The sequence below is a fragment of the Sorangium sp. So ce185 genome (assembly GCF_051526825.1).
GTDB classification, from domain to species: Bacteria; Myxococcota_A; Polyangia; order Polyangiales; family Polyangiaceae; genus Sorangium; species Sorangium cellulosum_D.
Window position 1 is genome coordinate 13763531 of sequence record NZ_CP150316.1, and the last position, 12296, is coordinate 13775826.

Sequence of the window (12296 nt, forward strand, 5' to 3'; positions counted from 1 at the left end):
CCGAGCGCGGCGAGCCGTCGGCACCTCCGAGGCGCGGACATGACGCAGACCTTCCCTCTCCGGCGCGATCGCGCGGCGCAGCACGTCGACGTGCCGCCGGGCGGCGAGATCGTCCTTCGCGGCAAGCTCGTGTGCTCGACCGACGCGTCGGTCGTCGACGCGGCGACGACGACGTGGCCCGCGGGGGCGCCTGGCGGCGCCTCGGTGGACAGCGGCGGGCTCGTCGACTTCGCGCAGGGCGGCTTCCACGTGACGAGCCGCGACCCGGTGACCCACGAGGTCCACGCCATCGCGACCGGCGACCCGGCGCCCGCGTGCGCGCTCGCGGGCGTCGAGGCCCCGTGCCTGCCGCTCCGGCTCCTGCCGCTCGCGCGCGCGCGGCTCCAGACGGCGCAGGAGCTGACCAGCTGCTTGCAGGGGGGCATCACCGTCGAGGTGCCGGACGCCGTGATCCCGCCCGTCGCGCCCGCGGCCGTTCCCTATGTGCAGGGCGCGGCCGTGCTGTTCGGTCTTGGCGCGCTCGCCGCGGTCGGGTGGGCGGTGCAGCGCCGGCGTGCCCGCTCGCCGCTCGGCCAGCTGATCGGGCTCGCGAACCGCACGCGGGCCAAGCTGAAGGCGGCCGATCCGGTCGTGGCCGCGCCGCTCCTGCCCGCCGTGGACGCCGCGCTGGGCGCGCTGAAGCGGCGGCGCGTGGACGCCGCCTCGGCCGAGGGCCAGCGGGTCGCCGAGGTGCTGCGGCGGGTGGAGATGCGCCTCGACACGTCGGCCCTGGAGGCGCGCGCCGACCGGGAGCAGCAGGCGGCGGACGAGATGGTCCGCGAGATCGAGAGCGCGCTCGAGGCGGTCGACGAGGTGGGGGGCGCGCGGCGGGGGGCGGGCGTGAGGCGCGCCGGGGGCTCATCCGGGTGAGCTGGCCGACGGCTCGCGCTCCAGGTTCTCGCGCAGCTTACGCAGTCCGTCGCGCGCTCGGCCGCGCATCACGGGGCGCAGGAGCGGGACCACGAGCCAGCGAAACCACCACCGCTGATTGCGGCTGACCATGCGCCACTCGACGCGCGTCGAGTCGCCGGAGAGCGCCGCGAAGCCCACGCTCATGCGGGGCAAGAGGAAGCCCTCGCCTTCGGTCAGCAGACGCTCCCCGACGCGCGCCTCCTTCACCTCGATGTCGATCGTGCCGGTGCGCCCGAAGGGCATGCGCAGGGTCTCCCGGTAGCGCTTGCCGACCTGCCCGTGCTCCAGCGTGTCGAGCTCGCGCATGGCTGCGACGCCCGGGAACCACGCCGGGAAGTTCTCCAGGTTGGACACGTACGCGAACGTTTCGCGCAGGGGCCGGCCGATCTCCACCGAACCCTGCGCCAAGAGCTCCGGCTGCGCGCCGCTCACGAGCGCCTCCTCGGTGCCGTCTTGATCTCCATCGGCCTGAGCAGGCTCTGCTCCACGCTCCGGCGCATCGCGCGGACGTAGCGCGGCCGGGACCAACTCCGCTCCTCGATGAGCTCCTGCCAGTTCCCGATCGACAGGAGGGTGGCCAAGAAGTCCGCCGCATCCGACGCCGACCATTCGTCGGCCAGCGCGCCTTCGGCCTGAAGCCGCGCCACGAAGCCCGCGCAGACGCCCGTGAAACCGCGCATGCGGTCGCGCCACGCGAGCTCCGCGTCCTCGTCCGTGGCCCGCGCCGCCTGCATGGCCCGCGCCACGTCGGTGATGTGGGCGACGTAGCCCGCCCACGCACCGATGAACTCGGAGAGGATCGCGCGCGCGTCGGGGAGGCGCTCGCACTTTCGGACCAGGTCGGCGAACCCATGCACCTCGTCGACGTGACGCACCAGCGCGACCAAGAGCTGGGTCCTGGTCTCGAAGTGCAGATAGACCGCCTGGCGCGACACCCCGGCTGCCGACGCGATCTCCGCCATCGAGACGCCGCGGCGCCCCGGCTCGGTCACCAGCCGGCGCGCGGCCTCGAGGATCACGGCGCGGGTCTCCCCGTCCTTGCTTGACACGGTGTCAACTTGGGGCACAGTTTACACTGTGTCAAGTTCGACGGGCGCGCCGGCGTCACGGTGCGCGCGGGCGACGGGCCACCGGCCCTAGCACAGCGAACCGAAGAACTCCCGCACATCGACGGTCAGCGCCATGGGCGTCTCCGTCGCCAGGAAATGCCCGCCGCGCTCCAGCTCGGTCCAGCGCACGATGTGGTGATCGCGCTCGGCCAGCCGGCGCACCGCCACGTCCTGCGTCAGCGACACGGCCACGGCCATGGGCACGGTGCCGCGCGGCTTGGGCGCCCAGGCGGACGGGTCGTTGAAGGCTTCGTAGTACAGGTTGGCCGAGGTGCCGCTGGTGCCGGTGAACCAGTACAGGCTCACGTTGTCCAGCAGCGCGTCCAGGCCCACCGCATCCTCCGGCAGCGCGGCCGCGGGATCGGTCCATTCCTTGAACTTCTCGACGATCCAGGCCAGCTGGCCCACCGGCGAATCGTGCAGCCCGTAGCTGAGCGTCTGCGGCCGCGTGCCCTGGATATGCGCGAAGCCCATCATCCGGTCGCGGAAGCTCTGCAGCCGCTCCAGGCGCTGCTGCTCCGAGGCCGTCAGGCCTTCCAGCTCGGCGGGGTCGCCGGAGGGAAACGTCACCAGCGCATTGCAGTGCAGGCCTCTGACATGCTCGCTGTCGACGCGGCCCAGCTCCACCGCGATGAACGCGCCCACGTCGCCGCCTTGCACGCCGTAGCGCGTGTAGCCCAGGCGCTGCATCAGCGCCGCCAACGCACGGGCGCAGCGGCCGTGGTTCCAGCCGGCGTCGGCCAGCGGCATCGAGAACCCGTGACCCGGGATCGACGGGATCACCAGGTGGAAAGCCCGCGAGGGGTCGCCGCCGTGGCGGCGCGGATCGGACAGCGCGTCCACCACGCGGTCGAACTCGGCAAAGCTGCCGGGCCAGCCGTGCAGCAACAACAGGGGTTGCGCGTCCGGCTCGGGCGAGCGCAGGTGCACGAAGTGGATCGTCTGGCCATCGATCCTGGTGGTGAACTGCGGGCGGCTGTTCAGGTGGGCCTCGCAGCGTCGCCAGTCGTACTTGTGCTGCCAGTGCGCGGCCAGCCGCTGCAGATAGGCCACCGGCACGCCCCTCACCCAGTCGCCGCCCGGCAGTTGCGCCGGCCAGCGCGTGCGCGCCAGGCGTTCGCGCAGGTCGTCGATGTCGGCTTGCGGAATGTCGATGCGGAAGGGGTGGATCTCGGCGTCGCGGTGCATGGGGGCCCTCGGGTTGGTCGAACTCGCCGGTGCGAGCCGGCGGCGCCACCGTATCCACCGGGGTAGGGCCCGGTCTTGGAAGAAAACGACAGCCTCAGGCCTCGACGGACCGCCTCGGCCCTCAGCGCCTGGGCCCGGGCCGGGCGGCAGCCCGCGCCACCTCGCCGGGCGTCCTGCCCATGATCCGCTTCAGCGAATTGCCCAGGTGCGCCTGGTCGGCGTAGCCGCAGGCGGCGGCCACGTCGGCCGGCGCATCGCCATGCATCAGCTGCTGAAGCGCCGCCTGCGCACGGTGGATCTGTGACAGCTGCTTCGCCGTGAGGCCGGTGGCGCTCAGGAACCGGCGCTGCACCGAGCGCAGGCTGGTGCCGGCGGGATCGCCTCGCAGCACGCGGAACACCACCGGGTCCGCCACCAGCAGGCGGGCCCTGATGAGGCGTTTCACGAGATCGTCGGCGTTCTCGAAGTCGGGCACCTCGAAGGCTCGCGGCCCCAGCAGGAACGAGCGCGGGTTCGGAAGCGGGCGCAGCACGCCCTGGTCCAGCATGCCCATCGCCGGCACCCCCGGCATGAACACGCCTGGCCGGAAGGCGATGCTCAGGTATTCGTCGCCGGTCTCGTAGCCCAGCGTCACCGGGTGCGTGATCAGACCGGTATGCAGCACCTGCAGCCGGCCGCGGCGCTTCATGAACACCAGGTCCCAGCAGCCGTCGGGCAGGGACTGGTCCTGCGTGTCGTCGCCATAGGCGACGCGCGTGATCCGCTGCACCAGCGCATGGTCGCTGCCGCGGATGGCTCGCGTGGTCCTCATGGGCAGCTTCCCTTCGTCATGCTGCGCAGTATGGCCGGCCCGCGCCGCAAGGGGAATTCCCACGCCGGGCGCGGGCGGACGGCTCGGCCCGACACCAGCTGTAACGCCACCTACCTGGCGTCGCTCCGCGATGAGGAGGCCTGTCGTCGCCGGAGGACGAACGCGGCGAGGACCGCCGTCAGGAGGCCAAGGGTGTCATCCCCGCCGACGCCCGCGACGCGGCAGCCGCAGCCCTCGCCGTCGCTGGAGGCGTCGTCACCCCCGCCGGCGGCGCCGGTGCCGCTGCCCGCGCCGCCTGTGCCGCCCGCCTCACCCCCGCCCGCGGCTCCGGTGCCGCTGCCCATCCCACCCGCGGCTCCGGTGCCGCTGCCCATCCCGCCCGAGCCGGTGGTGCCGCCGCCCGCGCCCCCTTCGCCGGAGGGCCCCGGCGGTGGCACCGTCGCGCAGTCGCCGAGCGAATGTTCGAGCGCGCCGAGCGTGAAGCCCCCGCTGCCCGGCCGCCCGCGCGCGCAGTAGTCGTCGGTCACCGCGGCCTCGGCGGGCGCTTTGCCGACGAGCGACGCCACATCCCCTTTGAGGTGCAGGTCGCCGAGACCTGGATTTTCGTACCACGTTTGAAACGTCGCGAGCCCTACCTCGGCCAGGTTGTCACTCTCCTGATGCGTGGCCCCGTCGCGGTCGCGGATCTTGCCCGTGAGCACGTTGCCGCGCGCGACGCCGCTGGTCGTCGCGAAGCGGAAGTCGATCCCGCTCGTCGCGATCAGCGTATTGAAATGAAGCCGCGTGTCCGTCGCGCGGTTCAAATAGATCCCGACGTCCGAGCAGCTCGCGATGATGTTGTTCCGCATCGTTCCGCCGGTGTGCTCGACCTCGCAGGGCACGTTGGGGTCGTAGGCCGGGGCGCAGTACTGCGCGCCCGTGCCGCCGCCGCCGAACGACAGCCCGATGCGCACACCGTCCGGCGAGCCGGCGGTGGTGCAGACGACGAGGTTGCGCTCGAAGAGCCCGTCCGAGCCGCCGCTCTTCATGAACGCGGCGTAGCTGACACCATCGCCGCCGTCTTTCTGGAAGTCGTGCAGGTAGCTGTCGCGCACGCGCCAGCGCTTGCCGCCGTCGATGTTGATTTTGGTGACGGGATTGCTGGTCCTGCGCGGGTGGGTGTCGAACAGCTCCGATCGCTCGATCAGCCCGTCGTCGGGGGCCGTCCAGACGCCGTCCACCTGCGCGGCGTTGATCTTGAGCTGGGCGTTGAAGTCCCGCACCTTCGAGCGGCGGAGGGCGAAGCGGCTCGCGGCGCCGACGACGTGGAAGGCATGCTCGCAGTCCGAGTCGTCGGCGCAGACGCCGCGGATGTCGAGGTCCTCGAAGTGCCAGTTCGGGCCGCTGACCTTGAAGCCTTCGAGGCCCGACAGCTCGAGGATCGCGCCGAGCGGCTCGGCGGCGCGCACGACGATCGGCGCGGCCTCGGTGCCTGCGGCCGCGCAGGAGACGCCGTCGAAGGCGTAGGTGCCCGAGGCGAGGACGATCTCGTCGCCGGCCTTGGCTGCGCCGATCGCGGCGACGAGCTCGTCGGTGGTGCCGACCGGCACGACGGCCGCCGCGGCGGGGGCGGCGAGGAGGAGGGAGGTGAGCAGGGCGAGCGGAGCGATGGGCGCGCGGCGTAGCGTCATGGCTGCCAGAATGCGCCTGTGCGCTCGTCGCCTCCAGCAAAAGATGGGTGATCCCCATCTCCCGGCGGAGATGGCCAGGCCGAATGGTCCCGACGACATGGACATGTTCAGCCATTCCCGGTATGGCTGAACCATGAGAGCCGCCCGACGGGAACGGTACGGCACGCCTTCCGTCATTCGGATCGAAGACGTGGCAGTGCCCACGCCGGCCGATGGCGAGATGGTGGTTCGGGTCCACGCGGCGACGGTGAGCCGCACCGACTGTGCCTTGCTCTCGGCCAGCCCGTTCATCCTGCGGTTCATGACCGGCCTTCGCAGGCCCAGGAACAAGGCGCTCGGCACCGACTTCGCGGGACGGGTGGAGGCGATCGGCTCGCGCGTACGCGGCTTTTCGGTCGGCGACGACGTCTGGGGAATCAACGATCTCGGGGCCGGGTCTCATGCAGAGTACCTCGTCATCTCCGCAGACGACTCGGTCGCGCGCATGCCCAGCGGCCTGAGCTTCGAAGAGGCCGCAGCCTCCATCGAGGGCGCCTGGTATGCTTACAGCATCACCCAGCGAGCGGCCCTCGAGAAGGATAGCCGCGTGCTGATCAACGGGGCCACCGGGGCGATCGGATCCGCGCTTCTGCAGATCTGCGTTCACCTGGGCGCCTCCGTGACCGCGGTGGGGAACACCAAGAACCTGGAGCTGTTGAGGTCGCTCGGGGCGGCCCGGGTCATCGACTACGAACAAGAAGACTTCACCCGGGACGACCAGGTCTATGACTACGTGTTCGACGCGGTCGGAAAGAGCACGTTCGGCGCCTGCAAGCGCCTGTTGACGCCCCGGGGCGTGTACGTCTCCTCGGAGCCCGGACCTGGCTGGCAGAATCCATTCCTGGCGCTCCTCACGCCCGTGCTCGGCCGACAGCGGGTCGTGTTCCCGATACCCATCGACCGAAAGGTGTTTCTCGAGGCGATGGGCCGGCTCGTTACGGAGGGGCGTTTCCGGCCCGTCATCGACCGAACCGTCTCCCTGGATGCGGTCCAGGAGGCTTACGCCTACGCCGCGTCTGGGCAGAAGACGGGCAGCGTCGTGCTGAAGCTCGCGGAGTAAGATGCCTGTGCGCGCGGGCCGCGCCCGCTCCGCGCGGCATGGTCGTGTGCAGGTTGAAGCTTCACGGCCGCCATGCTTGGACAGGGCGCCGAATCGGAGAACGTCCAATGCCTGATCTCCACTTCCGCCATGCCCGCCCCGAGGACGCGGCCCGCCTCCAGGCCATCCGTCGCGCCGCCTTTGCGCCCGTGTTCGCGTCGTTCCGCGCGATCCTCGGCGACGAGATCTACGAGCTGGCGCAGCGGCGGACAGACGAAGCGCAGGAAGGGCTGCTGACGTCGCTGATGGCGGCCGGCTCGGGCTGGGAGGTGTACGTGGCGCAATCCGGCGACGAGGTCGCCGGCTTCGTGGCGGTCCAGCTCAATCCGGAGACGCTCGTCGGCGAGATCGGCCTCAACGCCGTCGACCCCGCGCAGGCCGGCAAGGGCATCGGCACGGCGATGTACGATTTCGCGGTGGCGCGCATGAAGCAGGCAGGGATGCGGGTCGCCACCGTCGGCACCGGCGGCGACCCGAGCCACGCCCCGGCGCGACGCGCGTACCGGAAGGCGGGGTTCGACGTCGAGATCTCCAGCGTGTGGATGTGCCGCAAGCTCTGAGCTGGCCGCACCCCGTCCGCTGCGCGACAGGACCGCGATCGCCGCGCGCGCGGGCCGGCCAACGGTGAGGGCGTCGCTCAGCGGATCGGCCCGGCGACCTTCGGCGGCGAGGCGGGGGCGGCCTCCGCGGCGGGCTCGAGCCGCGCGCAGCCGCCTTCGTCGAAGGGGCCGATCGCCGGCTCCCCCTTGACGAACGCCGAGACGCGGCGCATCCGCTCGGCGAACGCCGCCTCCGTCTCGGCGCGCCGCGGGTCGGCCGCGAGCGGGACCGTCCCGAGGCCCTCGCTGCGCACGGGGCAGATCTCGGCAAGGGGCGGCGCGCCGCGCCGCAGGCGCAGGCGCGCGAGCATCCCGAGCTCGACCGCGGGGCCGGTCCGCTTCACCTTCATGATGAAGTTGCCGAGGCTGTAGAAGATGGGCCGGCCGCGGCGGAGCTCGATGCCCTGGAGCACGTGCGGGTGATGGCCGAGGAAGGCGTCGGCGCCGGCGTCGATGGCCGCGGCCGCGAGCGCGCGCGCCGGGGGCAGCGGGGTGTCCAGGTACTCGGTGCCGCCGTGGTAGCTCACCACGACGGCGTCGACGCCGGGCTGCTTGCGCGCGGCGCGCACCGCGGCGGCGAGCCCGTCCCGCTCCGCGGCCGCGACGAACGCCCGCGCCGGGTGCTCCCAGAGCGAGCCCTGGTTCCAGATGCCGGTCACGGCGAGCACCGCGACGCGGAAGCCGCGGCGCTCGATGACGACCGGCGCGTACGCCTTCTGCCGCGTCCGGCCGGCGCCCACGTAGGCGACGCCCGCGCGCTCCAGGTGGTCGAGCGTCTCGAGGAACGCCTTCTTGCCGTAATCCCACATGTGGTTGTTCGCGAGCGACACCACGCTGATGCCGGCGCGCGCGAGCGCGTCCGCGCCGGCCGGCGGGCCCGTGAACACGAGCGGCTGGAGCCGGTGCTGGGTCTCCCCGCCCTGGTCGCTGAGCTGGTTCTCGAGGTTGACGAAGCGCACGTCGGCGGAGGCGAACAGCGCCGCGACGGGGGCGAACGGATCGTGCGCCGGATTGCGGAGCAGCTCCTGGCCGAGCGCCTTGCCGAGGCAGACGTCGCCGCCCGCGACGAGCGTGATCGCGTCGGCCGGCGCGGCGGAGGCGGCCGGCGCGGCGGAGGCGGCCGGCGCGCCGGCTGCCGGCGCGGCCGAGGCGGCGGGCGTATCGCGAGGCGCCGCGGCGTCGCGGGGCGCGACCGCCGCGACGGCGGGCGGCGGGGCGAGACCGGCGCCCACGTTCGCGGGCCGCTCGCAGCCGATGTGCGCGGCCGCGGCGCACATCGCGAGGAAGAAAGGGGCGGAGCGCATCTCGAGCGGCTTCTCGGCGCGCATTATCCACGGGCGCGCGCCCGCGCCCAACAATCTGGGCGCAACAATCCGGGCACGCCGCCGTCGCTGCCGCCGTCGCCGCCGTCGCGCGCGCCGCGGCGATCCCGGTGGCCGGCGCCCGCGGGCGCGCCCATGCTGCGGCCGAGGTGACCATGCAGCGGGAGCAGCTCCTCGTGGCGCAGGGCGCCGAGCCCGGCGCGGCGGGCCGCGTGGCCGGGCTGGCGGGCGTGGTGCTGTGCGGCGGGCAGAGCCGCCGGATGGGGCGCCCCAAGGCGTGGCTGCCGTTCGGGGGCGAGGCGCTTCTCCAGCGGGTCGTGCGGCGCCTCGGCGAGGCGGCCTGGCCCATCGCGGTGGTCGCGGCGCCGGGGCAGGCGCTGCCGCCGCTGCCGGACGGGGTGCTGCTCGTGCGCGATCCGGTGGAGGGCCGCGGGCCGATGCAGGGCATCGCGGCCGGGCTCGACGCGGTCGCGCCGCTCGCCGAGCGGGCGGTGGTAACCTCGACCGACGCGCCCTTCCTGCACCCCGCCTTCGTGCGGCGCCTCGCGGAGCTCCAGGCAGGCGGCCATGCCATCGCCATGCCGCAGGCGGACGGGCGCCATCACCCGCTCGTCGCGGTGTACGCCTGCGCGGTGCGCGCCGAGGCCGCGGCCCTGCTCGCGGAGGACCAGCTGCGGCTGACCGCCCTGCTCGCGCGGGCGCGCACGCTGGTCGCCGGGCCGGAGCTGCTGCTCGACGATCCCGCGCTCCGCGCCGCCGATCCGGAGCTGCGCTCGCTGCGCAACGTGAACACACCCGAGGAGTACGCGGCGGCCCTGCGCGAGCTCTCCGGCGCGGCGGAAGCTGCGGGGCAGGGCGCCGGCCGCCCGTGAACCCCGGCCTGGGATGAACCCCCGGCGCCGGCTATTCTTGCGGGGATGCGCCAGCCAGCTCTCGTGTACCGCGTCGATCCCGACGACCCGCGCGCGCCCACCGAGGAGGTCTGGGCGCGGCTCAGCCCGGCCGGCCGTGCGCGCGTGATCGCGAGCCTCCCCTCCGAGTTCCCCGTCTCCGAGGCGACGCCGCCGGAGGGCGACGAGCACTTCAACGCGAAGATCGGCGCCCGCTCCGCGCTCGGCAGTTATTTCGCCCGGATCGGGCGCCGCGTGTACCTCGCGTGCGAGCTCCCCGTGTATTACCCCGGCGAGCGGATGTTCGCGCCGGACGTGATGGCGGTGCTCGACGTGCCCGCGCACCGGCGCGAGAAGTGGATCGTCGGCGTGGAGGGCCGCGGGCTCGACTTCGCGCTGGAGGTCCTCGTCTCCGGCCGCCGCCGCAAGGATCTGGCCGAGAACGTCGAGCGGTACGCGCGCCTCGGCATCCCGGAGTACTACGTCTTCGATCGGCCCCGGCTCCAGCTCTCGGGGTTCCGCTTGCCCCTGGGGAGCGCGCGGTCCGGCGCGGGGCTGCGCCGGTACGAGCGGATCATCCCGCAGGGCGGCCGGTACATCTCCCAGGTGCTCGGGCTCGACCTGGCGATCGAGGACGAGCGCCTCCGCTTCTTCCACGGTAGCTCGGCGCTGCTCGAGGCGGATGAGATGATCAGCACGCTCGAGGGCATGCTCGACAGCCTGGAGGTGCGCGCTCGCGCGGCCGAGGAACGCGCGGCGGCGGAGGCGCGGAGGCGCAAGGAGGAGGCGCGGAGGCGCAAGGAGGAGGCGCGCCTGCGCAAGGAGCTCGAGCATCGCCTCGCCGAGGCGCTGGCCGAGATCGAGCGTCTGAAGAGGCGCGGGTCGTGACGCGCGCGCCTCCGCCCGGGCGCGGCGGGCGCCGCCGAGCCGGCTATCTCCGCTGCGGCGCCGGGGCGCTCGCCGCCGCCGCGCCGCCGGGATCGCCCCTCGCGATCAGGACCCGCTGCTCGCCGTGCCTGGGCAGGATCACCTGATCCGGCCCGAGCCCGCGCGCCGCCATGACGCGCCGGAGCTCGCGGGGCGCCTGGCCGAACGTGTCGGTGCTGTTGATGAAGGTGTCGAAATGGATGGCCATCATCCGCCGCGCCCCGAGGTCGAAAAAGGCCTGGACCGCCTCCGCCGGGTCGACGTGCTTGGACTCCATGAAATCGCGCGGCCCCACCGGCGCGATCGGCATGAGGGCCAGATCGATGGCGGGGAACCGCGCGCGCGTGTCGACGAAGAGATCGCGATCATAGGCGGTATCGCCGCCGAAATAGACCGTGATCCCGTGGTACTCGACGACATAGCCCGTGAAGCTCTCGGTCATCCAGTTCCGGTCGAGCCCGTAGCGATAACCGGAGTGCCGCACCGGCACCGCGGTGATCTTCAGATCGCCCTGCCGCCATGTCGTCCAGGTCGGGACCTCGACCGAATCGAAGCGGTAATTGGGCACGTAGACGAGCCCGCTCCGGGGCACGAGCAGCGTCCGGACCTTCGGCTCGATCATGGATAGCGAGCCGAGCGAGAGGTGGTCCAGGTGCATGTGCGAGATGAGGACCGCGTCGATGGGCGGCAGATCCTCTGGATCGAGCCCTGGCTCGACGAGGCGTGGCACCATGAGACCCACGGTCGACGTGAAGACGGGATCGGTCAGGATGAGCTTGTCGTCGATCTGCACGAGCACGGTCGCGTGCCCGACCCAGAGGACGGCGAGCCGCGCCTCGGGCCGGTATGGGGCGCGCACCTTGTTCGGCACGGGCCTCGGGGTCGCGAACAGCCGGGCGACGTTGCTCTGGAGGATGCGCGCGGGCACGCTGCACGAGAGGCCCGCGAGCGCGAGGAGCGCCGCGGCGAGCAGGCGAGCAGGCGTCGAGGAGGGGCGCGGAGCCATGCGCGGCGTCAGAAATAACGGATGCTGAGCGTGATCGTGGTCGATCGCAAGGCGGCTGTCGGCGTGGTCGTCACCTGGGCGCCCAGGGCGCCGAAGAGGGTATAGATCCCCGCCTCGTACGCGGCGCCCAGCCGCTCGCGCGCGTAGATCGCCGAGCCGCCGAGCGAGCAGGACAGGTAATCCCCCCGGTGAAGGAGCGGGAAATAGGCGCGGACGCCGCCCCGGAAGATCCAGCGCTCTCCGAACGCGCCCGGACGGGCGATGTACTCGGGAGAGCCGAAGAGCTCGAGCGAGCCGGCGTGGCGCGTGAGCGGCTCCACGACGAACGCGCGCCACGGCGAGAGCTTGCGGTTCATCCCGAACGAGTAAAGAAGCGGGGTCACCTGCCAGCGGACCCCGAAATGCGCCTCGCCCGAGCCGATCCACAGCTCGGGGCTCGGCACGAGCTGGACGAGGAGCCACGGCAGGGTGAGGCGGATATCGGGCTCCGTGGCGGCGGCCTGGCGCGGGCCCTCCGGCGCCGCGGCGGCGGCGGCCTGGCGCGGGCCTTCCGGCGCCGCGGCGGCGGCGGCCTGGCGCGGGCCTTCCGGCGCCGCGCCCGCGGCGAGCGGCCCGCCGAGGAGGGCGGCGCAGGCGGCCAGCGCGGGGGCGCGGCGTCGTGCGGAGCGGCGCGATCGGGGCATGT

General features: G+C 73.0%; 13 protein-coding genes. 5 read left to right on the forward strand and 8 right to left on the reverse strand.

Annotation, left to right across the window (positions count from 1 at the left end; translation table 11 throughout):
- The first annotated feature begins 39 nt into the window (after positions 1-39).
- The gene (locus WMF26_RS50925) at positions 40-909 is read left to right on the forward strand and encodes a hypothetical protein (RefSeq protein WP_437998590.1); all 870 of its coding nucleotides are present in this window, start codon (positions 40-42) and stop codon (positions 907-909) included.
- On the opposite strand, the gene WMF26_RS50930 is transcribed toward WMF26_RS50925, so the two are convergent.
- From WMF26_RS50930 to WMF26_RS50950, 5 genes are all read right to left on the reverse strand, one after another.
- On the reverse strand, positions 898-1383 hold the full coding sequence (locus WMF26_RS50930; protein ID WP_437998591.1) for an SRPBCC family protein: 486 nt from the start codon (positions 1381-1383) through the stop codon (positions 898-900). The two genes, WMF26_RS50925 and WMF26_RS50930, sit on opposite strands and share 12 nt — an antisense overlap.
- Positions 1380-2000: a TetR/AcrR family transcriptional regulator gene (locus tag WMF26_RS50935; protein WP_061624763.1), complete on the reverse strand. Its 621-nt coding sequence runs from the start codon at positions 1998-2000 to the stop codon at positions 1380-1382. The genes WMF26_RS50930 and WMF26_RS50935 overlap by 4 nt, the downstream gene beginning before the upstream one ends.
- An 87-nt stretch (positions 2001-2087) precedes the next feature.
- Complete coding sequence (locus WMF26_RS50940) at positions 2088-3248, reverse strand: epoxide hydrolase family protein (protein ID WP_437998592.1); 1161 nt, start codon at positions 3246-3248, stop codon at positions 2088-2090.
- Positions 3249-3369: 121 nt separating this feature from the next.
- Positions 3370-4059, reverse strand: coding sequence for a helix-turn-helix domain-containing protein (locus WMF26_RS50945; RefSeq protein ID WP_437998593.1), 690 nt, complete (start codon positions 4057-4059; stop codon positions 3370-3372).
- A 110-nt stretch (positions 4060-4169) separates the two neighbouring features.
- A complete protein-coding gene (locus tag WMF26_RS50950; protein ID WP_437998594.1) occupies positions 4170-5729 on the reverse strand; it encodes an MYXO-CTERM sorting domain-containing protein in 1560 nt (519 codons plus the stop codon).
- 133 nt (positions 5730-5862) lie between these two features.
- On the opposite strand from WMF26_RS50950, the gene WMF26_RS50955 reads away from it, so the two are divergent.
- Positions 5863-6828: an NAD(P)-dependent alcohol dehydrogenase gene (locus tag WMF26_RS50955; RefSeq protein ID WP_437998595.1), complete on the forward strand. Its 966-nt coding sequence runs from the start codon at positions 5863-5865 to the stop codon at positions 6826-6828.
- A gap of 107 nt (positions 6829-6935) precedes the next feature.
- Positions 6936-7427, forward strand: coding sequence for an N-acetyltransferase family protein (locus WMF26_RS50960; RefSeq protein WP_437998596.1), 492 nt, complete (start codon positions 6936-6938; stop codon positions 7425-7427).
- A gap of 77 nt (positions 7428-7504) precedes the next feature.
- Here WMF26_RS50960 and WMF26_RS50965 read toward each other — a convergent pair whose 3' ends face one another.
- Entirely contained in the window at positions 7505-8770 is a 1266-nt protein-coding gene (locus WMF26_RS50965) for a CapA family protein (RefSeq protein ID WP_437998597.1), read from the reverse strand.
- Between the two features lie 173 nt (positions 8771-8943).
- Between WMF26_RS50965 and mobA the strand changes: the two genes are divergently transcribed.
- Together mobA and WMF26_RS50975 are read left to right on the forward strand one after the other, a co-directional pair.
- Positions 8944-9660: a molybdenum cofactor guanylyltransferase gene (gene mobA / locus WMF26_RS50970; protein ID WP_437998598.1), complete on the forward strand. Its 717-nt coding sequence runs from the start codon at positions 8944-8946 to the stop codon at positions 9658-9660.
- A gap of 45 nt (positions 9661-9705) precedes the next feature.
- Entirely contained in the window at positions 9706-10566 is an 861-nt protein-coding gene (locus tag WMF26_RS50975) for a Uma2 family endonuclease (protein ID WP_437998599.1), read from the forward strand.
- Between the two features lie 43 nt (positions 10567-10609).
- On the opposite strand, the gene WMF26_RS50980 is transcribed toward WMF26_RS50975, so the two are convergent.
- Both WMF26_RS50980 and WMF26_RS50985 read right to left on the reverse strand, forming a co-directional pair.
- A complete protein-coding gene (locus tag WMF26_RS50980; protein ID WP_437998600.1) occupies positions 10610-11611 on the reverse strand; it encodes an MBL fold metallo-hydrolase in 1002 nt (333 codons plus the stop codon).
- A gap of 8 nt (positions 11612-11619) precedes the next feature.
- Positions 11620-12294: a hypothetical protein gene (locus WMF26_RS50985; RefSeq protein WP_437998601.1), complete on the reverse strand. Its 675-nt coding sequence runs from the start codon at positions 12292-12294 to the stop codon at positions 11620-11622.
- Positions 12295-12296 lie beyond the last annotated feature (2 nt).

Bases quoted from the DNA above. Each gene is read 5' to 3' on its own strand.
- WMF26_RS50925 (WP_437998590.1), top strand. From the start codon at position 40: ATGACGCAGACCTTCCCTCTCCGGCGCGATCGCGCGGCGCAGCACGTC.
- WMF26_RS50940 (WP_437998592.1), bottom strand. From the start codon at position 3,248: ATGCACCGCGACGCCGAGATCCACCCCTTCCGCATCGACATTCCGCAA.
- WMF26_RS50945 (WP_437998593.1), bottom strand. From the start codon at position 4,059: ATGAGGACCACGCGAGCCATCCGCGGCAGCGACCATGCGCTGGTGCAG.
- WMF26_RS50950 (WP_437998594.1), bottom strand. From the start codon at position 5,729: ATGACGCTACGCCGCGCGCCCATCGCTCCGCTCGCCCTGCTCACCTCC.
- WMF26_RS50955 (WP_437998595.1), top strand. From the start codon at position 5,863: ATGAGAGCCGCCCGACGGGAACGGTACGGCACGCCTTCCGTCATTCGG.
- WMF26_RS50960 (WP_437998596.1), top strand. From the start codon at position 6,936: ATGCCTGATCTCCACTTCCGCCATGCCCGCCCCGAGGACGCGGCCCGC.
- WMF26_RS50965 (WP_437998597.1), bottom strand. From the start codon at position 8,770: ATGCGCTCCGCCCCTTTCTTCCTCGCGATGTGCGCCGCGGCCGCGCAC.
- mobA (WP_437998598.1), top strand. From the start codon at position 8,944: ATGCAGCGGGAGCAGCTCCTCGTGGCGCAGGGCGCCGAGCCCGGCGCG.
- WMF26_RS50975 (WP_437998599.1), top strand. From the start codon at position 9,706: ATGCGCCAGCCAGCTCTCGTGTACCGCGTCGATCCCGACGACCCGCGC.
- WMF26_RS50980 (WP_437998600.1), bottom strand. From the start codon at position 11,611: ATGGCTCCGCGCCCCTCCTCGACGCCTGCTCGCCTGCTCGCCGCGGCG.
- WMF26_RS50985 (WP_437998601.1), bottom strand. From the start codon at position 12,294: ATGCCCCGATCGCGCCGCTCCGCACGACGCCGCGCCCCCGCGCTGGCC.